The sequence below is a fragment of the Bradyrhizobium sp. 76 genome, assembly GCF_023073025.1.
GTDB lineage: Bacteria > Pseudomonadota > Alphaproteobacteria > Rhizobiales > Xanthobacteraceae > Bradyrhizobium.
The window spans coordinates 817,892-843,085 of sequence record NZ_JADPIS010000090.1; the positions used below are offsets into that span (position 1 = coordinate 817,892).

The 25,194-nt window shown below is 57.7% G+C and carries 20 protein-coding genes; 7 read left to right on the top strand and 13 right to left on the bottom strand.

Annotated features, from left to right (window positions below; genetic code table 11):
- Positions 1–271: 271 nt before the first annotated feature.
- Both IVB48_RS20530 and IVB48_RS20535 read right to left on the bottom strand, forming a co-directional pair.
- Positions 272–796 carry a hypothetical protein gene (locus IVB48_RS20530; RefSeq protein ID WP_247402276.1) on the bottom strand — a complete coding sequence of 175 codons (525 nt, stop codon included), beginning with the start codon at positions 794–796 and terminating at the stop codon, positions 272–274.
- 86 nt (positions 797–882) lie between these two features.
- Complete coding sequence (locus tag IVB48_RS20535) at positions 883–3,036, bottom strand: hypothetical protein (RefSeq protein WP_247402280.1); 2,154 nt, start codon at positions 3,034–3,036, stop codon at positions 883–885.
- Positions 3,037–4,751: 1,715 nt separating this feature from the next.
- On the opposite strand from IVB48_RS20535, the gene IVB48_RS20540 reads away from it, so the two are divergent.
- Both IVB48_RS20540 and IVB48_RS20545 read left to right on the top strand, forming a co-directional pair.
- Positions 4,752–5,141, top strand: a complete 390-nt coding sequence (locus IVB48_RS20540) for a hypothetical protein (RefSeq protein ID WP_247402283.1) — start codon at positions 4,752–4,754, stop codon at positions 5,139–5,141.
- A 548-nt stretch (positions 5,142–5,689) separates the two neighbouring features.
- Positions 5,690–6,178, top strand: coding sequence for a DsrE family protein (locus IVB48_RS20545; RefSeq protein WP_247403028.1), 489 nt, complete (start codon positions 5,690–5,692; stop codon positions 6,176–6,178).
- A gap of 6 nt (positions 6,179–6,184) precedes the next feature.
- Here IVB48_RS20545 and IVB48_RS20550 read toward each other — a convergent pair whose 3' ends face one another.
- The 7 genes from IVB48_RS20550 to IVB48_RS20580 all read right to left on the bottom strand — a co-directional run bounded on the left by IVB48_RS20550 (position 6,185) and on the right by IVB48_RS20580 (position 13,958).
- On the bottom strand, positions 6,185–6,613 hold the full coding sequence (locus IVB48_RS20550; protein WP_247402285.1) for a hypothetical protein: 429 nt from the start codon (positions 6,611–6,613) through the stop codon (positions 6,185–6,187).
- A gap of 644 nt (positions 6,614–7,257) precedes the next feature.
- A complete protein-coding gene (locus IVB48_RS20555) occupies positions 7,258–8,280 on the bottom strand; it encodes a TAXI family TRAP transporter solute-binding subunit (RefSeq protein WP_247402288.1) in 1,023 nt (340 codons plus the stop codon).
- Between the two features lie 749 nt (positions 8,281–9,029).
- Complete coding sequence (locus IVB48_RS20560; protein ID WP_247402291.1) at positions 9,030–9,599, bottom strand: hypothetical protein; 570 nt, start codon at positions 9,597–9,599, stop codon at positions 9,030–9,032.
- Between the two features lie 532 nt (positions 9,600–10,131).
- Entirely contained in the window at positions 10,132–10,671 is a 540-nt protein-coding gene (locus IVB48_RS20565) for a hypothetical protein (RefSeq protein ID WP_247402294.1), read from the bottom strand.
- 596 nt (positions 10,672–11,267) lie between these two features.
- Positions 11,268–11,573 (bottom strand): hypothetical protein, encoded by a 306-nt coding sequence (locus IVB48_RS20570; RefSeq protein WP_247402296.1) that lies wholly within the window; start codon positions 11,571–11,573, stop codon positions 11,268–11,270.
- A 448-nt stretch (positions 11,574–12,021) separates the two neighbouring features.
- Positions 12,022–13,122, bottom strand: a complete 1,101-nt coding sequence (locus IVB48_RS20575; RefSeq protein WP_247402298.1) for a hypothetical protein — start codon at positions 13,120–13,122, stop codon at positions 12,022–12,024.
- 11 nt (positions 13,123–13,133) lie between these two features.
- Entirely contained in the window at positions 13,134–13,958 is an 825-nt protein-coding gene (locus tag IVB48_RS20580) for a DUF6345 domain-containing protein (RefSeq protein ID WP_247402300.1), read from the bottom strand.
- A gap of 538 nt (positions 13,959–14,496) precedes the next feature.
- Here IVB48_RS20580 and IVB48_RS20585 point away from each other — a divergent pair.
- The 4 genes from IVB48_RS20585 (at position 14,497) to IVB48_RS20600 (ending at position 18,999) form a co-directional block, all read left to right on the top strand.
- Positions 14,497–16,770, top strand: a complete 2,274-nt coding sequence (locus tag IVB48_RS20585; RefSeq protein WP_247402302.1) for a TM0106 family RecB-like putative nuclease — start codon at positions 14,497–14,499, stop codon at positions 16,768–16,770.
- 225 nt (positions 16,771–16,995) lie between these two features.
- Positions 16,996–17,175 carry a hypothetical protein gene (locus IVB48_RS20590; protein WP_247402304.1) on the top strand — a complete coding sequence of 60 codons (180 nt, stop codon included), beginning with the start codon at positions 16,996–16,998 and terminating at the stop codon, positions 17,173–17,175.
- Between the two features lie 740 nt (positions 17,176–17,915).
- Positions 17,916–18,116: a hypothetical protein gene (locus IVB48_RS20595; protein ID WP_247402306.1), complete on the top strand. Its 201-nt coding sequence runs from the start codon at positions 17,916–17,918 to the stop codon at positions 18,114–18,116.
- Between the two features lie 169 nt (positions 18,117–18,285).
- Entirely contained in the window at positions 18,286–18,999 is a 714-nt protein-coding gene (locus IVB48_RS20600) for a DNA methyltransferase (protein ID WP_247402308.1), read from the top strand.
- A gap of 424 nt (positions 19,000–19,423) precedes the next feature.
- Here IVB48_RS20600 and IVB48_RS20605 read toward each other — a convergent pair whose 3' ends face one another.
- Together IVB48_RS20605 and IVB48_RS20610 are read right to left on the bottom strand one after the other, a co-directional pair.
- Positions 19,424–20,773, bottom strand: coding sequence for a hypothetical protein (locus IVB48_RS20605; protein WP_247402311.1), 1,350 nt, complete (start codon positions 20,771–20,773; stop codon positions 19,424–19,426).
- 32 nt (positions 20,774–20,805) lie between these two features.
- Positions 20,806–21,102 (bottom strand): hypothetical protein, encoded by a 297-nt coding sequence (locus IVB48_RS20610; RefSeq protein ID WP_247402314.1) that lies wholly within the window; start codon positions 21,100–21,102, stop codon positions 20,806–20,808.
- Positions 21,103–21,333: 231 nt separating this feature from the next.
- Between IVB48_RS20610 and IVB48_RS20615 the strand changes: the two genes are divergently transcribed.
- Positions 21,334–22,902 carry a hypothetical protein gene (locus IVB48_RS20615; protein ID WP_247402316.1) on the top strand — a complete coding sequence of 523 codons (1,569 nt, stop codon included), beginning with the start codon at positions 21,334–21,336 and terminating at the stop codon, positions 22,900–22,902.
- A gap of 388 nt (positions 22,903–23,290) precedes the next feature.
- On the opposite strand, the gene IVB48_RS20620 is transcribed toward IVB48_RS20615, so the two are convergent.
- On the bottom strand, positions 23,291–23,878 hold the full coding sequence (locus tag IVB48_RS20620) for an ANTAR domain-containing protein (protein ID WP_247402319.1): 588 nt from the start codon (positions 23,876–23,878) through the stop codon (positions 23,291–23,293).
- Complete coding sequence (locus IVB48_RS20625; RefSeq protein ID WP_247402322.1) at positions 23,875–25,050, bottom strand: transporter substrate-binding domain-containing protein; 1,176 nt, start codon at positions 25,048–25,050, stop codon at positions 23,875–23,877. Before IVB48_RS20625 ends, IVB48_RS20620 begins: the two co-directional genes overlap by 4 nt.
- Positions 25,051–25,194 lie beyond the last annotated feature (144 nt).

Sequence of the window (25,194 nt, forward strand, 5' to 3'; positions counted from 1 at the left end):
TCCCGCCTCCTAAAGCCCTCTTCTCTGGAGCGCCACCGCCACTTGTACGCACTAGGACCCTGGGAAATTTCCCAGGTGTCCGGCCGGTAGGTCGCCTCTAAACAGCTCTCGGAACGTGGGGAAATAGAAGAGCGAGAATGGAAGAACTTATTGCTCAACTTGAGAAGTTTCGAGCGGAGGCAGGCTATTGTGCTCGCTTGGCGAGAACTGCGCCCGATAGGCAGACGCGAGCGCTGTTCGAACGGCTCGCAGAACGGGTACGAGAGATGGTTCAGGAAATCGAGACGACGATCGCCGCGCGAACGAAGCCGAGTGGTCGCTGGCAATGATTGTCCGGTGACGAACCTCCAGAGGCTGAGGAGCATGTGCGGCGTCCACATGGACATTTTTGCGAGTGGCTTCGCGCTGTTTCGGATCGCCGTCCGCCCTCGAGATGCATGCCGGGCCCTGCAGCGGCACCAGGGCGGAAACCACTTCTTTGAATCGTCCCGCCAGGATCCGTGGCCTTCATGGTGCCGATCAGATATTGCTTGAGCTCTTCCGCATAGTAGAGCGCGGTACTTGAGAATGTTACGTTCAAGCGCCGGCAACCGCCTTCCATAGGGATGACGATGGCGTGACACCACGTGCCCGTGTTGAAAATCCCTGCCTTAGCAACGGTCGGGATGCAGGGCTCAATGAAGCCGGAGGTCACGCTGGTACTGGATCGCCACTGCGTGGGGAAAATATAGGCCTGAGAGGCGGGAATCCGGGTCTGAAGCTTTAAATTCCGGATCATAAGGGCCAGATTGGCCATTATACCGACATCGAGAAGTCCGAGGCGCAAGCCGCGGTTGCCTCGGAGTGAAGGGCTCGCTGCTAGCAGGCGGGCCTTTTGCTTTTCTACATGGTCTCCTTGTCCACCGTGATCAGCGTAGTGCTTTCCAGGAGCGTGATCCGGCCAGACTTGTATTCGAGCCGGGGAGCATCGGCCGACAGGCCAAGGGCCGCCAGCTTCTTGCCTGCCTTGCTGCGGCAGAACTTATTCAGCACCGTAGCCAACGCCGGCATGGGCCGCTCTATTAGCCCGTACAGGAGCCTAGCGAAGCTAGCGACGCCGCCCATCAACAGCACCAGGTTCCAGATCCAGTGGCCGTCGAAATATTTAGTGAAGAAATTGATGCCACCCGCGACGCCGAGCGCCAGGAGCACGCCGAGGAAGGCGAATTCGATTCCGCGCGCCACCCGGTTCACCTCGGCAACAATGCCCCGAATCTGTCCCTCTTTGAGGGCCATGGCCTGCACTTGCTGTAGCTGCAACGCCACTACTTGCTCGTTCAGCCGGTCTACTTCCGACGAGGCCCGATCGAGCTCATCGGCAGCGGCGCGGCGCTCCTGAGCAGCAGCCTCACGTTCAGTCGCGAGTTCTGCCTCGTGCTTCTCGCGCAGCTGATCTGCGGTCGCCTGGCGCATGACTTCCAGCAGGTGTTCGGCATTCTCGGAAGTCACGGCGTCTTCGTTATTCAGCGTCTGATCGGCGAGCTTCTGCACACTCCGTGCATCCTGGAGCAGGAGATTTAATTGCTCGATCCGCTCCGGCGTAACCATCGCGAGCTGGTGAGCCAGGGCGTTGCGCACCTCCGGCCTGACCTGCAGCACCCGGTCACACGTAGCGATCAGGTGGCCCCGCGGGATCGTTTCGTCCGCGCCTAACCCGGTACGCAGCCAGGCAGTTGTCGCGAGGTCGCGGGCATGAATGATCGCGCCTTCCTGCATCGAATTGATGATGCGGCTTTGCAGAGCATAGTTGCGGGCGTGACTGACGAACCTGGTATTGCGCGTGACCATTGCAAAACGTGTTTTGAATACGTCGCTGTTCTGTTTCCCTTCGCGCAGCCGCACAGTCAGTGCGAAGCACGTAGCGTCATGGTCACGTGCATTAATGTTGTTGCCCCACATTACTGAGTTCAGGAAGTCTTCGTATTGGGCCTCAGTGAAGTAACGATGCGCATGGGGATAGGTATCCATCGCAATCTGGCGGACCGTGATCCCGATGTTGTCGAGAGCACGTTCCGGGCTATTCGCGACCGCCATGACGAAATCGAGCGGAATCTCCTTTTTTATAAGGGCATTGTGCGTGTAGCCGCGACGCTGCTCAGGGGGCAGGGCCAGCATACTGCGAAGGTTGTGCTGCATTTCCGTGCAACTGATCGGGAACACGATGAATGTCGCGCCCACCTTCTTCAGCGCCGACACCACGGTTGCGATGTCGTCTTTCAGCGCCTTGCCGGAGCAGCCGAGCAGGTCGAGCGCTATCGGGGCATCGAGGATAACGGTCAGATCGGTCTTCGTCTCGGTAGTCGTGGGCTTGAGGAAATCTTCGACAACCTCCGCCAGCAGCCCGATGGACGACAGGCGAATGAGGTGCGGCACGAACTCACGCTTTTTCTTCATCAGGTACTGGACGAACCGCGCACACATGTACCGGTCGTTCGGGTCGAGAGGTGTACCGCCTTCATCGAGCTTGGCAATGAGGGCGCGAGCTTCGGCGCCAGGTTCCAGGTCACCAAGCTGGGGAGCGAACGCGCCCGCGCCAGCGGTATCCATCATCACCAAGAACCGGATCAGAATATCCTTCAGCTCGTCGCGAGACTTTTTGTACGAGAGCAGGTCAGTAACCTTCGGCGGGAACTGCTCGAACTCGTCGATGATTCTCTCGAAGGCGGACAAGATCGCTGGAGGCGCACCATCACCTTGCGGGTCGGTGAAATTCACCACCCAAATGGTCTCGTTGCCGGCCGATGCGCGCCGCTTCAAAATCCCCTTGCGTTCGAGGCGCGGGATGAAGGTGGAGGCAATGTCCCCGGTAAACCGCCAGCGGTACAGGCGCCGGACGCCGGCTGAGAACACGTAAGGGTCAAACACCGTGCCGTTCATCAGGGCCAAGATGGGCTCGAAGAACGGGATCAGGGCGTCGAGAACGTCGTTCTCGTTGCCTCTTAGCTCGTTGAGAGCTGCATAAACCCGCAGCGCTCGCCGCGTCACGTTGTTGCTCATACTCGCTTCCTTCGACCGACCCGACTCAGGACAACCGGAAGGAGTGTAATGGAACTCGATAAGGCCGTTGACTCTTACCGACAATGTCCTGTGTTTGTTCTCATGACAAGTCGGCGCATCCGCGGCCCGGTCGCACCCTGGCTCGTTTGTGGTGAAAGACGCCAACGTGATCGTGGTGGCGACCGTTGTTCAATGGTAGAATGGGAACCTCCCAACCTGTGCTCCATCTTCTATTGAGCGGCAACGGTTATGAACTTACCCGATTTTCAAAGCGTATTTGGGCCCGCTTTGATAGCGCGCTACTCGACGGTGGCGCGTCCCGTCCTGGAAACTTTCTATCAATTCGCCGTATTACACGTTGCTCGCTTGACCGCACGACTTTGATGGGCTCGGCGGGATTGCCTCGGCCGTCGGAGCGACTGATATCGTCGTCGACGATTTGGCTCGATGATTGCGGGCGAGGGAGGCATGGCGTCTGTGTATGACTTGGCGGTGCGCCCGCTCGTCCGAGCCGCGCGGTAGCAGGCAATCATCCCGGCGCCGATCTCTCCTGCTACTGGCGTGCGCCGGCTTCTAAATGCGCTAGCGAAGCGCGCAACGCCTGTAGAGCGATCGACTCCGTCACTCTGCGCCGCGAGGCCAGGTATGTCGGTGCCGCCATCGTTGTCGATCACCAAGGGCGCCGAGCTGTAGCGGAGCGGCATGCCGCAGGGCAGCCAGCGAACCTCAACTCCGCGCGATATGGAATCTATCCAGATTTCAGGGGTTACATGGACTAGTCGGAAGCCGAGTGGGCCGCCTTGTACAAAAGCCAAGCGAGCACCGTTAAGCTCGTAAGCTCGCTTATTCGAAAAAGCCACGCCTGCTCCAATCGCGGACGTCGATAGCGGGACAATTTTCGAGTAAGCATTTCATTCAAGGGCCTCCACTGACCGGAGCGTAAGTAGCCGACACCCTTTTTGCCCGGGTACGGCAAGCGACAGCAACTGAAGACTTCTCGCCCGCTGCGGTATCGCCGTTTCGCGGACGCCGGTCGCCGGAGACTCCGCGCCTTCTGAAAGTTTCTGTTTGCGGCAACGGATGACGGAAGCTGGCTTAGATTTCGTACTCGACACGCACGCGGGTCGATGTCCGTTGTGAGGGGTAGAAGGGAAGTGGCGCAGACCGGCTGCGACTTCCGAGTTTGCCCCCCCGAGGTACCGCAGCATTTCCTATTGCGCTGTGATGCGGTTCACAAGCAGAAGGCCCTGGATCTTCTAGACTGAGCAGGTGTGATGGCTGCAGTGGCCGAATGGGAGGATGTACCATGGATGCTGCGACGGGATTGGCTCAGTTCGAGAACACCGTGAACATGCCGGAAGTGGTCGCCGATGAGACATGCGGGGAAAGGTGTACCAATCAACCTCCCTGCACTGGCTACTGGGTGAGGGGTAAGGGACACCCAAGCAAGCAACCGTTCTCAAGAGCAGCGTTGAAGCGAAAGCCACGTAAGGAGGCTTCGACCTTGCAACTCCTTGCTCGTCCCGGTCAGACCCAAGAGCGGCAGGTCGGGTGCGGGCTTGGGCAGTGCCGCCGTTGTTCCTGCCCGGCGTTCGGGGGCCGGGGGAACGTTTGCGAGGATTGCGGTCACCACTACGACGAACACACGACGAGTCCGTTTCGCGCGGAGTCACGCTCGCACAACTTCATGGAGCCGATAATGGAGGAATGAACCAATGCGTGCAGACATAAATGACGCGTGGTTGGACGACGGCACCCTGTCGCGCCTCGGCCAAGGGGTCGTCAACCCGTCGACGTGGGCGGTGCGGTACGATCCCCAGTGCCCGAGCGAGTTCTACCGCGGCTACGCCGCACTTCTCGTCCGGATCGGCAATGCGTTTCGCCAAAATGCGAACTTGGCGGCCCTGGGCCAGCTGATCGACGCTTTCGATTCGGCAATCAAGGCCCTTCCCGCCAACGAGCGACGAAATGGAGCGAGCTTCGCTCTCATGAACGTCGCCAGCTACGCAGAGAGAGGCACGGCGCCACAGATTTTGGCTACACTGGACGATGAACTCACGTGCATTGCTCGGTGCTTCGTCCAAAATCAGGCCCGTGGACTCTGAGCGACGAATGAGTTGGCGGTGCCGTGTACTGCGGTTCAATGCAAAGGGAGGTGCGGATGAACGGTCGCGGCCGCGAATCAGCAGCGGCACCACGAACAGGCCCGACAACCAGCGCCGAGATGCTGAGGAAAGGTTGGCCGTTCCTGGCCCATCGCGTCCAGCTGGCGCAGTGCTGCGACATGTCCGGAGCCGGGGGTGGACCGGAAGTATCGAACTCAGGTGCAGACCGACGCGATTGCCCCATGAACGGCCGCGGGCTCACCGGAGGCTGTCGGGCTTGCGAGATGGGCGTGGCGCGTCCTGCTATCGGGATTGGGGATTGGATCGGCGCACGGGTAAGTTCGCGTCGTGGTGTGAATGGTCCACTGTCCCCGGTAAATCAGACCTGGGTTATGCGAGCGCCGGACGGCCGCTTTTGTCCCTGAGGGGACATGAGATCGGAACTGATGTGTTTTGTGCTTCGAAGAGCATTTTTTAGGGACTCTGGTTCTCTCAAAAGGTAATGTCTGGTCGGATATTAGCTTTAAAGGGAGCATATTGTGCGCAGATTGTCTGTCTTTTCAACCATGGTGGCGTTCGCGTTTGCTGGCCTGATCTCGGCAAGTCACGCCGAGAAGGTTGCCACTAAGCAAACTGCGAGTACGAAAATACAAATGCCGTCGAAGGCACATCACTTGGTCATTCAGGTCGATCAGAATGATCCGGCGGTCATGAACCTCGCGCTGAACAACGCCACGAACGTCATCGAATATTATCGCGCCAAGGGTGAGGACGTAGATGTGGATGTCGTCACCTATGGCCCAGGCCTGCACATGCTGCGAGCCGATACATCGCCGGTACAGGATCGTATCAAGAGTTTGAAGGATTCTGCATTTCCCAGCAAGATTCAGTTTTCCGCTTGCAACAACACCAAAGAAGGCATGGAGAAAAAAGAGGGTCACCCAATCGACGTCCTGTCTGAGGCCGTCCTCGTTCCCTCGGGCGTTGTTCGGTTGATGGAACTGCAGGAGAAGGGTTGGAGCTACGTCCGGCCTTAATTAAACTTACGGAGTGCGACCAAAAAAATCTGATTTCGACGGTTTTCGTCTACCGCTCTGCGCTGACATTTTGTCGGCCATCGGGGGCCACTTGCATGCAACCGCAATGGTTTTCCGGACGGCATCTAGTCCGATGAGCTTGAACATCGCGACATGGCCAGGGCTTGGTTCATCGAGCACGTTGATTTTCAGTCGTGCGCCTTCTGGCAGGGACCGCAAAAGATTGACTGCATCGTCTTTGTAGGTAGCGGCCTTTCCGTCCCTCGACGCGGACCATTGCAAGCTAACCAATGGTTGGTCGTTGATCTGATAGACGACCTGAACTTCGCTGGAACCGGAAATGCGCCACGTTCCCGCGCTGCGAAGCATAAGCTCGGTGCGGCGTTGATGACAGCGAATAGTGAGAGCGTTCGGTGCGTCTTTCTCGCCGTACACGGACCGGATCGTCGCCGAAATCGTAGGGCTGTAATCAACGGGCGACATTGTTTCACTAACAACCCAATTTGTGTCTGGTGGCTTTGGGTTCTCAATGGTCCCGGCAGGCATGTCTGGCGGGACAGCCCCAATAGACTTATCTGTCGCAGCGGTTGAAACGGGCATTTCTGCTGGAACTGATCCAGCGGGTGATTTCGACGAGTTGAGGCCAGTGGTCTCGTTGACGGGACCAGTTCCAGCAGGGGTTTCTGATGGAACCGTTCGAGCTGCCGTTCCTTCGAACCCACCAGGCGTTTCAGTCACGGCGGTACCCCCTGGCGCGCCCGGAGAAACTGCAGGCATTTCTTGCTGAACGGTTCCAGGAGGTGTCATTGGCGAAACGGTGCCGGTAGGGATGTCGGGTGCTGCGGGTCCAGCCGAGACTCCTAAGGGCACGTGTTGTAAACATTCAACCTGCGCCGTCCGTGCTTTTTGGAAGCAATCCAACCGTTGAACTGGACTATTGGTCGCGTTTGAGCAGATCGCGTCGGCGAGGCGAGCTGCATGAAAGCATAACTCTAAGCCGTTGATCGCCTCATTCGCAGGTTGCGCGCAAGCGTGACCGCCAATAGTCGAGAGCACAACGACTGTAAGCATTGCCCGCATCACGGATGCCCGCCCTGCTTGGCAGCATTCGCACGATCAAGCCACTCCTGAGCGGCTCGGAAACGCTCCAAGCCAGGGGCTGGTGTGGTTATATTGACATCCCTCCATTTTGGGTCGAAGCCGGGCGACTGCAGTCTGTCCACCCGGCTGAAGAGCTCGTCAACAAATCGCGCAACCCGACGATAACGATCCGATCCAGGACGCCAGTTGAATGCCGCGAGGAGCGTGGGTACGGCAATCGTCGCGATCCGCTCGCCCTTGACAACCAGGCCGGGATAATCCGTTGCTTCAAGATACGAGGGCAGATAGTAATCTGCGAATTTTGGGCCGTATTCGACCGGCAGGAATTTGAACCCTTCCTCCCATTTTCCCTTCACGAATGCGTCCACTGGCTTCGAAGTCACAAAGACGACCCCGGCAATTTCTCCACGCCTCATTTGCTCCAGCGCTATGGGGTGCGGGATAAAGTTTTTCTCGACAGCGAGGCCGAGGCGGCTGAAAATCAAGGGACCAGAATAGGCAGCGGCGGTACCTTGCGTATTGAAATTGACTTTCTTGCCCGCCAAATCCGCCAGCGACCGAATTTCCGGCCGAACGAAGATGTGCAACTCGGAGGGAAATAGATTTAGTATATAATTTATGCGCTGCTGAATTTGCGGTACTTGAGATTTGTACTCTTCAAGTGAGTCACTGTTGATGATTGCCGCATCAATCCCCTTGAGGTACAGGAGATCGTTTACGTTTTCGGTGGGACCTCGGGTTACGATCGGGAGAACGTGCACCATACCGCCCTCACTCGCGACCCGCGCGATTTCTGTCGCGAAATGGATTGGTGCACCCTCAAGGAGACCACCGGCTAGACCAATGGTCCATGCATTGAGCCGGTCTCGAATCTGCGCCTCGCCCGCGATGCCGGATGAAGGCAGCGAGTGGTTTTGTGTTCGACGCACTTGCGCGGTACTTGAATTGCAGAGCGCAAACGCAACGATCAAAGCCGCCGCAAGTCTCCGCAAGAATACCATTGGACTGCTCACTCGATGAATTAAGCCGCGAAACAGCAGACCGTCTTCTTGGGGCGCCGTTGCGCCCGACTGCCCCGAAAAAAGGGAGGCAGATAATATTATCACTGTTTTTTCAGTAACATAATGGGAACTTTCGCCATTAGGGCGGCTGGCCGCCTAAACTCGATCCCCACAATCGCAGCGCCAACTGATATTGCAGCGCCGATCCGGCGATCAGGACAACCCACATGGGCCATGGCATCTTCGAATGCGTGCTTTTGATCGGGTCCTGATCCGCGGAGGGCATTATGGCCAGCGGTCATGAGTACCGCACAAGAAGGCCGAACACATGGCTGCTCCGACCAACGCCGCAAGTGAAGATTTTCCTTGCCAACTCGGAGCCGTCCACACATGGCCCTTCTCGGACTTGTTGAACGGGGGGATTGCATGTCTGTTTCCGAGGTTATGCGGATCTCATACTGCTTGCGTGTGCGTACCGACGATTCAGCCTGCAACCGGGGCGTCCATGGGCCACTTCTTCCATAACATCTGATTTGCGAATCTCCGTTCTTGCTCGCGCAGCAGCTCGGATGTTCTTCAGACGAAGCTGAATGCTTGCTCGCGAGATGCCAAATGCGTCAGCGACCGAATCCGTCAGGGCCCGGGACCCGCTTGCGCCGCAAGCGGATTTCCTCGGCAAGGAAGACCGCCCATGCGTGCGCAAAGGGCGGCCAACACCTCGCAATGACCTTTGTTCTGTCAGGCGGTTTTCAGCCTTGACCCGGGCCACGTCCCAGGCGCCGCGGCAGAATGTACTCGACGTCAATGCTGATGCCGTCCCCGCTCAGGGGCGTCGCCGTGTAGACCGCAGAGACGGCCAATTCGAAGAAGCTCCCGATCGTGAGATAGCCGATCGTGAGTGCCGACTCTCCGCTTGGGGGGCCGCCGAGCAGCAACTCCGCGATGTGGCAGCAATCGTCCATCGTCGCCGCCAGGGGTGGAAGGGTGATGAGCTCGCCGGTGTGTTGAGAGATTTTAGTTGGATCGGCGAATTTGGGCTCGCGCCCAATAACGGCGCCCGCGTTGATCAAGGGTACGAAGAATTTCGCGACCTGCGCCGGCTGACCGGTGATATTTTGAATGTTGACTTCGGTCGCGTACACGCCCGGCCGGGCGCCCGCGGTACAGCAGCAGTTCGTCTCGGTTTGTCTGCCGCACACGACCTTCACGCTGTGCACGAGGAACTCGGATTGCGGCGGTACAGCAGCGGTGGCGGCGAGCAATTCGCTGAACGGATACGGGAGCCGGTCACTCGCAGAGCCCGTTGGATTCTTGGCCATTTCAATCTCCACGATGGTTTGCGGAAGACGACCTAGACGCTCATCTTACAACAGACTCGACGCAATCTTGTGCGAGATGCCTCACACATTTGGAAGAAACCGCGACAGGCAAAAGTTCCTCGCAAGCAGTGCAACGGATCGTCAGGCGGCGCTTACTCGATTATCCTTTGAAGGGCGACAAGAGAGGTGAAGATAAGCATCAAGACTCCGGCGAAGGTGATGCCAAGGAAAACATTGTGCATGGCGCCGCATCTCCCATTCATCGCTCCCCCGGCAACTTTGTTCGCGACGGGAACGGATACATCAAATGCCCCCCTAAGCCGTCGTCATCGTTCCGCTTCAGTTCGACGACGAACTCCTCCGAAAGATCGTCAGGACCGGAGCGCTCTCAGACTGGACAAGGCAGCCTCGTGCTGGTGCAGTATCTCTCTCGAGGAACACTTGCTCCCCTTTAGGTGCCTCATCTGTCGTGTTTGGCATTTCTGTCGGTGCGATCGCGGTCAGCCCTCAACGACGAAGTTGGGCTGTAACATCAACGCCGTTGTTCGAGCCGGGACTTCGAAGCGTTCATAGTCAAGGGTTCGAGGCTTGCCATCAATTTTTCCTGCGCTTGCCCCAACCCTTCCTTCAAACTGTCCAACAGAGACAATTCAGCGACTGCAGGTGGAGTCGTGGCTTTGTCGTTCCTCGAGGGTTCGATATTCGTCTTTGACGCTGCATGATGAACAGCAACCTTTTTCGAACGTTCGCGGTTTGCGAGATGCGGCTTTGTCGGTACGTCACCAACCGACGCCGGAGTTGCTGCCCTGGGAGGAGGGACGACAGCTGCAACAGCTGCTTGTGGCCATCGTTCAGCAAACTCCAGTACGCTCGGCGACGAGACGGTCGTCGGCAAACTCGTGTCGATAACGACCCGCTCGGGCAACCATTCGGTCGAGGCTATCCTTATGGCTGGCCTGTCGGTCGAGCCACCGGTGGGTTCCGCGACTTGCTGCGGAAAACACCACCCCAATCCGAACAGCAATAGAACCAGGGTGCTGCCGACAAACCCGAAATACTTGATCAACGGCATGGGTCGCCTCCCATTTGAGGCGACATTGAGATCGGAATTCTTAGGAGATCGCTGCAGATAGATTAAAAATGGAGACGTGGTTATCATCGATGCAGAAGCAAGCGTTTCACCGAGACAGACAAATGCGAACGTTAGCTTGCGTGTGCGGCTCGGGAAGCGAGCCTAATCACCCAGGGGCCGAGCTCTTCCCGGGATTTACGAGTTCACTTGTCTTCGGTGCACATGGAGGAAACCGCCCTGCAACTTGAGCGGCCTTAATTCAGAAGAATAGTGTCGACTCTCCGGCACTTCATGCACCTGTACGCATATACTGCGGGGAGGTTCGCAATCTGTGGAAGTGTTGCGAGATAATCCATCGGCCGCCTACATTTATCGCAAATGAGGATAGGTGGGCTGTCCTTATCGCTGCCGCTTGTCATCCAAAACTCGCGCGGAGCGCGGAGGATAGTAACGGTCGGCGAGGTACGCATCTCCGGTAGACTACCGAGGCCTATCGAAATTTGGCAACTCGAAAAATCAGCAGCGCCGCCTGACTAAATGATCGCAGGCGGCGACTTCTAGCTGTCGGCATCGCTTCAACGGAGGCGACGAAACAGTCAGTGCGTTTTTCGATCCATGTCTCTAAGCAGCGCATGGAGAAAGTCGCTGGCATGGTCAAAGTGTGCACTGCCATCAGCGATCTGGCGGGTGCGCGGCCTGAGTATGTCACCGACAGTTTCAGAGCCGAGCAGCTGAGCGCGGTCTGACCATAACTCGAGCAAAAAATCAGGAATGTCCTTGGTTGACGCGAAGAGCTTCAATAGATGCTGTTCACCATCGTGCTTGTGGTCGTGGTGAGCCTTCGCTGCGAACAGAGCAAATAGGCCACGAAAAGCGTCACGGGAAACAGCCGGCTTCACCATTGCAATGTCTCCAACAACAAATCACAGAAATTAATTGCACAAGTCTGGATCTCTGCTGAGGCAAAAGCCAGTGAAATTTCAGAAGAAAAGAGTCAGCAAAGCTCACTCGTCATGCGGCGGCGTCTCATGAACGCGGTGGGGGCTCTGTTCTTGCTTAAACCACCCAGCCAGCAATCGAAGAGATTGCGGCGTCGGCTGGGGCTGTAGACCCGACATCGATCGGCATTGCTCCCCGCGGAAACGCGATGAACAAGGTGCTGCACCGCATGAGTCGGGATCTGGCAAATTGCAAGCGGCTGTCACGCCGGTGCGACGTCCGGTGTGAGGCAAGATGGAAGCGGTCTTATTCGTTATCCGGCTATTGGCACGCGTGTATGGCGTAGAACATCTCTTACGCGAGAGCTTGGATGACGTCCTTTCGAGCAACGCTAGTAGGCACTTGGCGTTTCTACTGCCGCTCTCTCGGCGGTACCGGGCGTTCCGTGGCATCTGGCGCAGCGGAGCCGTCTAGCCCTAACATCCTTGCAGCCTCGGGCCATCGCCGGTCGATCTCGACGCGCTGTCCCGCCGGGACAGCCCCGGACCGCGCAGCTTTGGTGACGAACTCGCCTTCACCGCGCGTCTCAACCAGGTGATAGTAGCAGCCGGTCTGGACCGGTGCGTCGGGGTCACGAGCCATTATGCCGGGGTCATAATAGCCGCACGCAAGGCCTTGCAGCGTGGTCTTGCCGCGTCGAGACTGTTCAGGTGACAAGGTCGATTGGTCCCCGTCCTTTTGCAGGCTCTGAGCGCGCAAACCAACTGTTCGGCTCACCCTGTTGAGAACTTCGGAAATGTCGACGGTAGCTTGCGTCCGGTCAGTGGCTACGTATTGGGGCCAGTCATAGCGAAACGACTCGATACTTCCATCGTTCAGAAAGGTAATAGTCACCTTCGAACCTGCGCCTACCACTGGTATTCCATCGATCTCCCTGGTGAACACAATTCTGTTCGCGACGACGGCTGAATAGGAGGAGGTCCCGTCCGCGGCAACCCCGCCTTCCAGACGCGCCGACGTCAGTTCAGGCTCTAGTCTCTCTGCAGGTCCCAGGACGATCGTGTTCATCAAGTACCGGGCTATGAAGTCCCGGCCTGCCGCTTGTAACGCTTCAGGCGACATCTTGCGGCCCGGCTCAAGCCTGTTCTCATGCGCCTTGCTCGACGCGGTGAGATTGAGGAATTCAGCGGCACTTCCGTCGCCGAAGATAGTCAATCTCCAATCGTTTGTCGAAACAAGGAGACGACCGCGCTGAGCCTCTCTGGTCGCTCGATCGACGGAGAAGGATTGATTTAGTTTCTTGATAGAGTCGGTCAAAACCGAGAGGGCGGCCTCCGGCGTACGAACGCTGCTCCTCGAAAGAATCGGAAGGGTCCGCTCGCCGAGCGCAGTGTTAAGGGAGCGTCGCGCATTCTCCTCCGCTCGAGCGGTGGCCTCGGCCTTTGCAGGTACGACACCCGCGGTCAGGAGAATGTTGAATACAAGCGCTGCCGATGTAAATTGATGGCGCATTGCCTCTCTCCTTAGTTCCAGCTGCTCCAGCACACAAATCCGATTTGCGAATCGCGAAGCACGGGCGTGCCAAATAGAGTCGGTAGGGAGACTTTCATTCGGTTCCAACAATCGTTAGCGTTGGCGCCAGTGGCCATTGCGCTGGGGGCATTGTCATTGTCGGCGTACCACGTTGATTCCAGCCAGGCTTGGGAGATGGGCTCTCCGTCCTGCATTCGACTGGCAAATTCGGTCGCCGATTGGTCGTTGCCTGAGTAGAGAAGGTTGTGCGCGCCGACGGTCATCACCAAGCCACCAGAGAAAGTGCCCAGCCAGCGGGCAAGCACAGCTGCTGTTCCATCGCTGGTTTGCAAGGTCGAGCAGGAAAAGGTTGCAAGAACCATCAGCTGTCGACTGTTGTCGCCCAGCCGCATGTTCGACGTGACAGCGTTGCTTCCTTGATCCCACATGGCCCAAAAGGCCGCAGAGCCGTTCACGCCCGAATGCGTGTTCATGTAGAGAATGTCGACGGAGTCCGCGCCACCGCAGCTCTGACCACACCCATCGTTGGCTTTCTCTAGAGGTTGTTTGGCGCCATGCAAGTTGAAATAGAACCTCACGTTGTCCGTCTGGCCCATCTGACCCATGAAATTGCCGCAGCGTCGCCACACGTCACTGTTCCCGACGTCCGTCTGCCAATTGTTCTGGTATTCCTGTTGGCACCGGACGCCCACCTCAGTTGCAGGATGAAACGGGCGCGCCGACGCAGCAGAGCAAAGGATCAGAATGGCTGAGACTATTTTTGCAATCACAGAACAACAATTCAGTATCTGCTGAAGGGTCTGTTTTGTTTGCATCGAACGCTCCTAGAGCTTCCACGATTTGAATGATGGATCGAGGCCTCTTCGCCAAATGACTTCGACCAACTAGGTCGTGAATGCTTCGGCGCAAGCGCTGAAGTGTAGACCTGTTCCCAGCTTGACCTAGTGATTGAGTTCACAAACGTCGTGCTATGCTAAACGGAAATGCAATCAGGCCCGCTAACTCGCGTAAGCGGGACTGACGCATAGCGCTCCAATGGGCAACCTCTTCGAACGAAGGGAGCCTGTCAGATCACGGACGGTCTGATAAGCGCATCTATCTGGCAGATCAAAATCTATGGCAGAGGCGAAATTTCGCGGGCAGCTTTCCAATCACGGTTTGACGTGTGCATTCCATAACATCGGATGTGCGAATGCACGTCTGTCCTCGCTGGCGCGTCGTTGCTGCGGAGTCTGAATACATAAATTCGCTCCTTGCGTGTCCTATCCGACCCTTTCGCGCTCACCGAAACGTCGCTATCGTGGTCGCGGAAGCCGCGTCCCGAGGGCGCCGGCGGTACTCTCGGGGGAGGGGATGCAAAAGAACGGTGAGGCGATCGTCTTCAGTGCGGGCGACCTGGTCGGGCATTTGAATTGTCGTTACCTCACTCACCTTGATCTCAAGGTTGTCCAGGGCGTACTGGCCAAACCAAGAATCCGCGATGATCCAGCCCTCGATGCCCTGATCGAGCGCGGCAAGCTCCACGAGCAGAGTTTCGTCGAGCATCTCGCCGAGCAGGGCGGTCCCGCCACCATCATTGCCGGAATTGGCATCGATCAGGCCTCGGTGGCCCAAACGCAGCAGGCGATGGTGCGCGGTGACGCTGTGATCGTTCAGGCGGCGTTACGGGATGGGAATTGGAGCGGGCGCGCCGACGTGTTGCGGCGGGTCGAGACACCAAGCGGTTTGGGCGCCTGGTCATACGAGGTCACCGACACCAAGCTGGCTCGCGAGACGAAGGGCAATACGGTCCTGCAGCTCAGCCTCTACTCCGACCTATTGGCCGCCATCCAGCAGAAGGTCCCGGAGAGTGCCCACGTCGTTGTACCTGGGACCGAGTACCTACCGGAGGACTACCGTGTGGCCGATTTTGCGGCGTTCTACCGTCGCATCAGGCATAATCTGGAGACCTTCGCGGCTGTGCCTCCGCATGATGGCCTCTATCCCGACCCGATTGAGCACTGCGAGGTCTGCCGGTGGCGCGAGCCCTGCGCTTCGAGGCGGCGCACTGATGATCATTTGTCGCTCGTCGCAGGGATCGCCAAAACCCAGATTGACGAGCTGGTTCGACGAGGTGTGGGCACCATGGCCGCCCTCGCCAAGTTGCCCATCCCGCTGCAATGGCGGCCTGATCGGGGGACTGCGCCAAGCTACGAGAAGGTGCGTGAGCAGGCAAGAATCCAGGTGGATGGTCGCGGAGCCGGTCAAGTGCTTCACGAGGTGCTGCCGCTGGTGGCAGAATTTGGCTTATTTCGACTGCCCGAGCCTTCGGCCGGCGACATCTTCTTCGATTTCGAGGGCGATCCGTTCGTTGACGGTGGTGGGCTTGAGTTCCTGTTCGGCTACCTCTATGCCAACGACGACGGTACAGACGCCTATGTCGGCGACTGGGTGACAACGCGGCAGCACGAACGAGCGGCGTTCGAACGCTTCATCGACTTTGTCACGGAGCGGCTGACCAAACATCCAGGCTTGCACATCTATCACTTCGCGCCCTATGAGCCGGCCGCGTTGAAGCGGCTAATGGGACGGTACGCCACGCGAGAGGACGAGGTCGACAACTTGCTTCGGGCGGGCGTGTTCGTGGACTTGTACGCCGTTGTCCGGCAGAGCATCCGCGCTAGCGTCGAGAGCTACTCGATCAAGAAGCTAGAGCCGCTGTACCGGTTCGACCGCATCGTCCCGCTCATCGATGTCGGCGGCGCCATGGCGCGGGTGCAGGCCTGCCTCGAATTGGCCGACGCCGGAGGAATTGACGCGGCCGATCAGGCCGCGATCGTCGGCTACAACCGAGACGACTGCGCCTCGACGCGCGCCTTGCGGGATTGGCTCGAACGGCTACGGGGCGAGCTAGTCGCGCAGGGGATGTCGATCGATCGGCCGCAGCGGAAGGCCACCGACATTGGCGAGAATCTCAGTGCCTGGAAGAGCCGGGTCGCCGGACTGGTGGCGCGCCTGACCGGCGATGTTCCAGACGACGTGACCGAACGCAGCGCAGAGCAGCAGGCGCGCTGGTTACTGGCTCACTCAATCGGCTTCTTCGGCCGCGAGAACAAGGCGGTTTGGTGGGAGTATTTCCGGCTGAGCGATTTGTCGGCCGACGATCTCTTGCATGAGCGTGCGGGGGTGGGAGGGTTAACCTTTCTCAGCCTCGTTGGCGGAACGGCGAAGGCGCCGATTCATCGGTATAGGTTCACGGCTCAGGACACCGATGTCCGCTCCGATGATGATCTGAAATGTGTTGGCGGGGACAAGTTTGGCAGCGTCGTTGCGATTTCCAGCGACGACAGAACCATCGACGTTAAGAAGCGTCAGGACACCGCAAACCTTCATCCCGAAGCCCTGTTCGCGCACAAGTTCATCGATAATCAGGTCCTTGCAGAATCGGTGTTCCGGATCGGCGAGTATGTGGCGGAACACGGGATCCTCGGGCCGGGCGCTTATCGTGCCGCCCGCGATTTACTACTCAAAACCGCTCCACGTCTTCGAGGGCAGACGTTCGAGCAAGCTGGCGAGCCGTCCCTGGCAACCGCGATGCGCGCGGCGCACTCGCTTGATCAGAGCGTGCTCCCCGTACCGTGTTCTTGAGACGGCGATCGAGCGCTCGCAGCTGTTGGGCTAGGAAGCGCAGCGTGCCTGTGAGGCCAGGCTCTAGGCTACGCCCCCGAGCCGCTGTTGCGTATCGACCAGGCGGTGACGATCCTTCTGCAAGCGCTGTTGAACCCTCGGCCGGGCGCGGTAGGCCCCGCATCCTGCTTCGCGGCGCTATGCTAGAGTTCAATGTCGCGCGATTAATTAGTGAGGCGAGATAAAATGGCAGAGAATGAATTCATATACGATTTCGTCGATAGAGAGGGTCGTCCGATCCAAATTCAAATCGACGAAGATACCTTTGAGGTTTCAGCGCATCACAACGGTAAGAAAGTCGGCTATCTTGATATTGAGTTGAAGGACGAGGGACTCCATGCATATGCAGCGGAGATCGACAAGTAATTTCAGAAGGCTGGAATCGGACTGGAGTTGGTGCGAATCGCATTCGAGTACAACGGTCAAAAGCTCATCCCGCCAAAAACGTACGATCAAAGAAAGGAAAATGCGATGTCGCCTGCTGGACTAGCGCTAATGCTTGCTGGTCAGCGGAAGGGATGGGTTGGGCAATTTTCGGACCATGAAGAGCCGCACGACGATGAATTCTGGCTGTTGCAGGCTACTGCGGTATGAGTAGGTCGTACTACAACAGAATCCGCTGGTTTGCGGAATGGCGAATTTAACTCAAGAAGCAATTACCGCGCTGAGATTACGGAGCTTGCGAAAGACGAGCGCGCCAAGCTGGGCTGGTCGCCCTAGCCTTGCTGTCGGCTCTCGCGAGAACAGTACCTTTCCATTGAAAGCACGGCGTAGGCAGGATCGTCTCAACCTCGCCACATGCTGACGCCACGTCAGACGATTGCTTCTCGTCATTCAGACCCCTTTCACCTTTCATACCTAAAACCGCCTCAGTTCGGCTCCTGTTGCGTCTCCGGGCCTAATCCCGTTGTGCAGCTATCCCCAATGCACGGCCAATAACGACGGGAAGTTGGGACCGAGGCGGCCCGGCGCAAGGCATCCAACCGTATCCCGGAGGGTCCCTCGGTCGGAGCCTCCTTGCGCCGCTGCTTATGACCTCTGGTCCTTTTTTCCCTCCCGTCCGGCCGCGATTGGCGCAGCTGGAAAAACAAACGGGAGATAGTCCGATGAAGACGAACCAAAAGAGCCAGAAACCTTACGCGGTCTACGTTGTCGAAGGTGAAGGCGACAAGGCCTACTGGACCAAGATCGGTGCCGCCTGGGCACACGACGACGGCAAGGGCTTCAACATCAACCTGAGCTGCCTGCCCTTGAACGGCCGCCTGGTGGTTCGCGAACCGAAGGCCGACGCGGAGGCGGGGCGATGAGCCCCGCCGCTACGGCGCGGTATGTCGTCGGCTTTGAAAGCTGGACGAAGTACGAAAACATCGTGCTTGCCCGCAGCGAGTGACAGGCGGTTGCCAAGGGCAAGGCCCTTTACGACCCTCAACGGCCTGGGCGATTTTTACGTCAGCGAGAGCCACGAGGAGCCTTGGCGTGCGCGATACCTTGACCGGGAGGTTCGATATGAATCTCCGCTTCACCGACTACTACCGCAACCAAGTCCTGCCTGGAGACTGTGTTCAAGTCATGTGCCGGATGGGATCTGCCTGCGTGGATTTCATCCTTACCGACCCACCGTATCTGTGCCGTTACCGCTCGCGCGACGGCCAGAGCATCGCCAACGATGATCGCGATGACTGGCTGGAGCCAGCATTCGCCGAGATGTACCGGCTTCTCAAGCCGGACTCGGTGTGTCTCAGCTTCTACGGCTGGCACGTCGCCGACAAGTTCATCGGCGCCTGGCGCAAGGCGGGATTCCGCAATCATCTGCATCCGACGCAGAAACCAATCAATATCTTACAACCGCTTATTGAAGCATTCTGTCCACTAGGCGGGATTGTGCTCGACCCGTTCTGCGGGTCGGATTCGACGCTGGTGGCCGCGCGGCGGGCCGGTCGCTCATCGGTCGGCATCGAGATTGATACAAAACATTGTTGCACAGCGGACCTCAGGCTGGCGTCTGCGGATGATCGACGATCTGGAAACAACCGTAGCCCGTGTGGCCAAAGTTCTGGCCGATCACTACGAAATTGGCTCCGATCACGCCGAGTACCAGCAAGACTGCGGCGGGCTGTGCGTGAGTTTCCGTCCGGCCCACGTCGGCCAGGAACGCCCGGGCGTCATCGCTGGCCTAATAAAGCCGCTTAGGTGGCGCAAACTGCCGGGCCTAGCGAGCCGGTCGTTCAGAAGTTGGCGGGGTCGTTGTCTTCCTTGACATCGCTGGCGACCATCAGGAGCATACCGTCGTTAGTAGGCGTTCTAGTGGACGAGCGTCGCTCGGCGAGGCGGTCATACTCGGCCAATCGCGAAGCTGCCGAGATAGAAAAATTCAGCCCGAAAAAGCTAAGGTAATTTCAACAAGTGGAGCCACTCGGTAACGGATAAGCTTTGGTCGTAAACGGAGTCAGCTCTTGGACTGATAAGGTTTCTAACAAAATGGAGTCAGTTGACGACTGATAAGGAAATCGCGGAACTCGCGATGCGGCGCACGCCTAAACCCCGCGTATCCATCCCACGACTAAGACGGTTCCGATGCGTCGATCATTGCTCGGCAGCTGGTAAGTCAGCAAACCTATTGGTCACCGTAGAATCTTGCATCGAAAACCAGCCTTGTAGCGGCGCTCTTCAAACCGCCGGCGATGAGATCGCACGATCGCTTGTCACGATGCGGCGCGTCCCCGGTGAGCACCAATATGTTGTGGCCGGGGTCGATTGCTCCCGATACAAGGAATGCCGCGGGCTCGCATCCAGCTTTAAAGGTGTAGGCAGTCCCAACATAGCGGCTTCCGGTTTTGGCGCCGCGGAACAGAAGCGTGCCGCTCGCTACGGGCAAGCCGGGCCGAGGATGATCGTAGCGGATTTCAACCGAACCATCTTGCCACTCGCTTACAAGGACCTCTGACTTGTTATGATGGGCCGAGTCGACGTGGATCGGCTTTGGACGGCTTTCGTTCATTTTGCGCCCTTCGTGGACAACTCGCACATAGGCTTCACGATCACTGCCGGCAGGCGCATTCTGCATGATGGCGGTTCGCTCGGACACCTGAGGAATCCAAAATGACTTGTCGCACGCGAGAAAAGTCCGGTGATCCGCCGTGAGCCTATGTTGCGCTCGGTCGCCGCACACGGCGATGTCTATGATCGTTTCGTGATTGGCTGTGATCACTCGCAACGGACAAAGAGGATCGCAGGCCGACGGTGACTGCAGCATGGTCACAATCAGGTTTCGACCGTCGCCTGACGTCAACGGCGCGTTATAGATTGCGCCACGGTTCCGGACCGGTCGACGCCAATCAACGCTTCCGGTTCGGTCGCGCCAGTAGGCCTGGAAAACGTAGGCTTTCTGATTTTCCAAGATCGTGCCGTCATCGTAGGGGACGGCTTCCGACGCTTGGTGCGTGCGGAAATCGTTGAAGCGGGTGTTTGATGAGGGTGCGAACTCTAGACTTTGTGAAAAGGTCTCGAATTGGAGTGGTCGCTCGCAGCTGATCGTCTCCGAAAAGACAAAGTCACCCTGCTCTTCACAGAGTTTGCCGCCAACCGTAAGCCAAATCTTCGACCTGTCGCCAACCGACTCGATTGACGTTCCATAGGAGCTGCCTTCGAAGGCTTTTGCCAGATCGCCTTTTGGCTTGGACAAATACACCGCAACCTGAGACCCACCTTGGTTTGAGAAAAGGGTTTCAGCGCCGCTACAGCGGGCGTTAGCCTCGTCAACAACCCAAAACTCAGTTCCGCTATCTAGAAAACCATGAGTGATGCGCGGACCCGCATCGACCCTGCCTTTGACCTGCTCGCAGAACGCGGACATCTCATCGACGTGCCTAACGATCGCTTCCGGCCATGGCGTGGCACCACCCAGGACGATAACAGCTGCAACGGCGACAGAAAGGCGTACAAGAAAATCTTTAAATGATGACATCGGCGGACCTCTTAACGATCTTGCAGCGTTAACTATTTGGGCGAGGTTCGATGATTGTGACAATGAGCCTCCACCAGCGTATACTCGTCCGATCCCGGTTCAAACGTTTTTCCGTTCATCATGCCGCCACGGTTAGGTCCGTTAGAGTGATCCATCAACCGCCGTGTCTGGTGCCAGCCGGTCGCGACTTTTTCAAAAGCGTCGCACGGAACGTAACGTAGGTCGGTGGGCCATTGCCGGTAAACGTAGGGTTCATCGGAGGCCATTGCAGATTGGCCAAACATGAGCCCGAGCAAAAAGGTAATCGCTTTCATCGCAGGTTTACCCATCGTCTCATCATTCGCATATTCTAAGGCGAGAGCGGTTCTTAGCTGGAAAACTCCAATGTTTAGTATGGCGATTGACTAAAGATCGCGGCTTTCGTCGATCTTTTAGCAGTCGCGGCAAGTGCATAGAATTTGAGGGGTTATCCGTTCAATCCATTTAAGGTTGCTCGGATAAAGAAAGGCGATGGCTGCATCAGACAGCCGACAAGTCACGCCGAGAATCTCAAGACTCTAATGACGACAGATACCTTCGAACGGCAGAGCAACATGCTCGACGAGCGCATCAGGGCGCTATTTGAAGGCAACACTCCAGAAGGCACGGCAATCGAGCTAAAGAGCCGGCATGCGTGTGCCGAAAGCCTTCGCGCCCGCGTCAACCTGTCGATCGGGTGGAAGTCAAACGGCGCGAGCCTTGTCGGCGCCATCACTCCCGAAAACTCGATCTGGTGCTCGACCAGGGACGAACTGAATACAAAACTAACGGCTCAGTTGAATGCGCAGATCGCGAACCAAGATGAATTAAACGCCGTTCGGCAGAACTGGGCCAATGACTCTAACGGCCTGCTGATTTGGGAAAAGCCGGATTTCATTTTCCGCAGGATCGACAACCAGTGGCACTGCCACGAGCGTTGCGAAAACTGCAATGGATGCGGAGAAGTTCGATGTAATTGCTTTTTTGGGCGCCGCCAATGCACAAACTGTACCGGCGGTAAGGTAACTGTTTACGTCCAGAAGCAGTATCATAGCGTTGCCGTCCAAACGAATTGTACTTGGTGCGGTGGTGTTGGGACCGTCATCTGCCAAACTTGCGGCGGACGAAGCTGGGTTGGCTGCAACAGTTGCAGTACCACAGGCTATTTTACGATAGTCTATTCCGCCGAAATAACGGCAAACGTTCAAAAGGCGATCACGTGCTTTGAGTCAACCGAGGCGCCCTTTGTACGCTCGGTCGAATCCATGCCCTTAGCTACAACAGCTGTGCAGGGATGTGTCGATTTTCTCGACTCCGGCATTCACGGATCGGACGTCTCATTCGACTACCGGCTGACCCTCCCATATCTCCGCCATACCTATGTCGTTGGTCCCAAGGAGTTCGTTATCCACGGTGTCGGGAGCGGCGCTCTCGTTCCTCATATGCCCAATATCCTGGATGATTATATTCGGCCAGTGACGGACCAGGTTCTGAACGAAGCCAACGGCCACGAATACGTGCTTCGCTCTGCGGACGGTTCTAGCGTGACCAGAACGATACTTTGGGCCATAGGCGCAAAAGATCCTGTCAGCGCCGGAGACATTGCGACGCGGTTCGATAATGCAATTTCGGTGGAGCTGGTCGATGGGCTGATCAAGTCGATCAATACGGCCTATCACGGGCATACTCTCCCGGCCGTGAAGGCGCTCTGGATAAAAGCAACGGTCGCTCTGAATGTGGTGGTGCTGCTCGCTCTGACCACCGGCCTCCTAGGGGCGATAGCGCGGGCGATGAAACCAGACGCGCCTGTCGAGGTGTGGCATTTTCTACTGTTCGTCCTTCCGGTCGTCACTCTTTCAGTGGTGTGGTTGATCGCTCGACAAACATCTCTGAACGCAATGCGGCGATTGGTCGGGCAGCATATCGTAAGAGCCCCCTCGCAAGGGTGGTTTCCTATTGCCTCTGGCGTCGTGAGCCTATGCTTCGCCTATTTGCTGTTTCAAGCCGATTCCCGATGGACTGCACGACATTCGCAATTGGCTCAGTCGGCACCTCAGTCTCTTCAGGCGCCGGCGTCTTCTCTTAGGCCTTTGACGAGAAGTGCGCGCTAAACCTAGAGGCGCAAGCGGAGCCAGTTCGCTGACTGATAAGGAAAATGCTGAAATGGAGTCAGTTGGCGCACAGATAAGGAAAGGTCGCAAATGGAGTCAGTTGGCGGACTGATAAGGTTTCATACAAAAGCTTATCAGTTGGACGCTGGACGGGAGGTGGATGCCTGATTGGCCCGAAGAGCAGACCGCAGCTAAAACCGCTGGAATGTCAACTATGGGGCCAGAAGCCGAAACAGAGTTTGCCCGATGGTCCCAATCAGTTGAGAGCTTATCAAGCGCTATGGGATGCGCGTGCTACGGCTCATCTCTCGATGTGACGACACAAACAGCAAAGACTCCAGCGGGCATAGGAGATTGCGGCCTGCCACGCCCGCCCGCAGAAGGCGATCTAACCTGTTGCGCGCGGGAGCATGCCCGTTGCCGCAATCTCTGCCGAAAGCTCTTCGATCGTCTTGCGTTGCTCCATGGCGGCTTTTCGGATCAGCGCAAAGGCGGCGGGTTCGGCAAGCACATGCGAATGCATCACCTGGAGAACAGCGGCAAGTACGACACGACGTGACCGCAGGCGCTGCTCGAGCTTGACGATCTGTTGCTTCAATTCGCTTGTGCGTTCGTTTCGCTCGAACGCCATGACGAGCGCTGCATAGATGCCGGCCGATCGCAGCGGCTTGATGAGGAACGAAGCTGGGTCGAGCTCGAACACCAACTTCAGGCGGCTTGGGGTCTCGGTGCCGACCAGTGCGATGACAGGTGACCGCGCCAGGTACGCGCGTTGCGCCGGCTGCAGCAAGGGTAGGAACTCGTCATCGATCAGCGACAGGTCCGGTGCGAAGCCGACGGGCTCACCCGGCGTCCATGCGACACCCGCTATCCCGAGACGCTCGAACTGGCGTCGCACGATGATTGCATCGCGTTCGTCCTTGATGGCAACGAGCGCCTTGCGTCCGCGCAGCGAAAACGAAGACGGTCTGCTCATTTCACAACCCGCAAATGCGGCGCGCTCGGCAATGCGCCGCCCACCGAGATCTCCCTCGAAGGGCTGACCGCAACGTCGAGCTGCGTCAGGTAAGGATCAGGCTTAACAGGCGCGTCGGCTTCCCAGAAGATATCAAATTGTCCGTGCGGATTGGATACGGCCAACCGCGGTGTAAGGACGCAATGATTGTTGCCGCCGTCGATCCAGACCGGCCCTTGCGGCGAATTGTAGCGATAGCCTGCCGCGGCGCGCCGCACCTCGGCGATGTCGGATGTGCCGGCGCGCTGCAGCGCGCGCGCCAGCAAATAGACCGCAACATAGGCGGATTGCCCGTCGACGGAGGGGCTGCTGTCGTCACCATACCGCGCCTTCCAGCGTGCGACGAACGCGCGGTTCTCCGGCAGGCGGATGCTCTCGAAATAGGCCGACGACGTGATGCAGCCGGCCGATGCCGGTCCGATGATCGCGAGTTCCGGCTCGCAGAGGCTGCAGCTCAACATGGGAATTTCTAGACCCGCGGCCTTGGTGCCGGCGTGAAAGGCGTGGATGAAGTCGTAGCTCGAGCTTCCGACCAACGTGTTGAACACGACTGGCGGTTTGCGACGAACGATTTCGTCGACAATGTGATCGACGGCACTTTCGCCGAGTTCGAGTAGCCGTTCGGCGACGATTTGGCCATCTGCCGCGCTGACCAGTTCACGGGTGACGCGATTTGTCTCCCAAGTCCAAACGTAGTTGGAGCCGACGCAGAAGATCTCCCGTGACAGATTGTCGAGCACGTATTGGACGAGCGGCAAGACGTTGTGATTTGGAGAAGCGCCGACATAAATCACGTTGTCGGAGCACTCGAAGCCTTCATAGCGCGCAGGATACCAGAGTAGGCGATCGGTGCGCTCCACGATGGGCAGCACTTGTTTGCGCGATGCTGACGTGTAGCAGCCGATGATGTGCTCGACGCGGACATTGCGGATGAGGTCGTCGCAGACCGTATGATACTCCGAGATGACGCCGTGGGGATCGCGTATGTGGGGAGCGATCGAGAAATCAAACTCCGCCTGGTTGTTGATCTCGTCGACCGCCATTATGGCGCTCTTGAGGATCTCGCGGCCCATGGCCTGATAGGGGCCGGACTGCGAGCAGATGATGCCAACGGGAACAGACGGTTTTGTCATTGCCGACTTTCGGTGGTGCAACGTGACGATGAAATCATCATCGGGGATAGCAGTGCAAGTAGCCTGCCGTTTTGCTGCGCAGCACTATCGAAATTTAGGCAGAGAGCATCGTTGACAATGCGATGGGCAGTTACTTAGACTTTT

Coding starts and splice junctions, on each gene's coding strand:
- IVB48_RS20570 (WP_247402296.1), bottom strand. CDS start 11,573: ATGGTGAAGCCGGCTGTTTCCCGTGACGCTTTTCGTGGCCTATTTGCT.
- IVB48_RS20605 (WP_247402311.1), bottom strand. CDS start 20,773: ATGTCATCATTTAAAGATTTTCTTGTACGCCTTTCTGTCGCCGTTGCA.
- IVB48_RS20530 (WP_247402276.1), bottom strand. CDS start 796: ATGGCCAATCTGGCCCTTATGATCCGGAATTTAAAGCTTCAGACCCGG.
- IVB48_RS20620 (WP_247402319.1), bottom strand. CDS start 23,878: ATGAGCAGACCGTCTTCGTTTTCGCTGCGCGGACGCAAGGCGCTCGTT.
- IVB48_RS20625 (WP_247402322.1), bottom strand. CDS start 25,050: ATGACAAAACCGTCTGTTCCCGTTGGCATCATCTGCTCGCAGTCCGGC.
- IVB48_RS20560 (WP_247402291.1), bottom strand. CDS start 9,599: ATGGCCAAGAATCCAACGGGCTCTGCGAGTGACCGGCTCCCGTATCCG.
- IVB48_RS20555 (WP_247402288.1), bottom strand. CDS start 8,280: ATGGTATTCTTGCGGAGACTTGCGGCGGCTTTGATCGTTGCGTTTGCG.
- IVB48_RS20535 (WP_247402280.1), bottom strand. CDS start 3,036: ATGAGCAACAACGTGACGCGGCGAGCGCTGCGGGTTTATGCAGCTCTC.
- IVB48_RS20585 (WP_247402302.1), top strand. CDS start 14,497: ATGCAAAAGAACGGTGAGGCGATCGTCTTCAGTGCGGGCGACCTGGTC.
- IVB48_RS20580 (WP_247402300.1), bottom strand. CDS start 13,958: ATGCAAACAAAACAGACCCTTCAGCAGATACTGAATTGTTGTTCTGTG.
- IVB48_RS20610 (WP_247402314.1), bottom strand. CDS start 21,102: ATGGGTAAACCTGCGATGAAAGCGATTACCTTTTTGCTCGGGCTCATG.
- IVB48_RS20595 (WP_247402306.1), top strand. CDS start 17,916: ATGAAGACGAACCAAAAGAGCCAGAAACCTTACGCGGTCTACGTTGTC.
- IVB48_RS20575 (WP_247402298.1), bottom strand. CDS start 13,122: ATGCGCCATCAATTTACATCGGCAGCGCTTGTATTCAACATTCTCCTG.
- IVB48_RS20590 (WP_247402304.1), top strand. CDS start 16,996: ATGGCAGAGAATGAATTCATATACGATTTCGTCGATAGAGAGGGTCGT.
- IVB48_RS20565 (WP_247402294.1), bottom strand. CDS start 10,671: ATGCCGTTGATCAAGTATTTCGGGTTTGTCGGCAGCACCCTGGTTCTA.
- IVB48_RS20540 (WP_247402283.1), top strand. CDS start 4,752: ATGCGTGCAGACATAAATGACGCGTGGTTGGACGACGGCACCCTGTCG.
- IVB48_RS20615 (WP_247402316.1), top strand. CDS start 21,334: ATGACGACAGATACCTTCGAACGGCAGAGCAACATGCTCGACGAGCGC.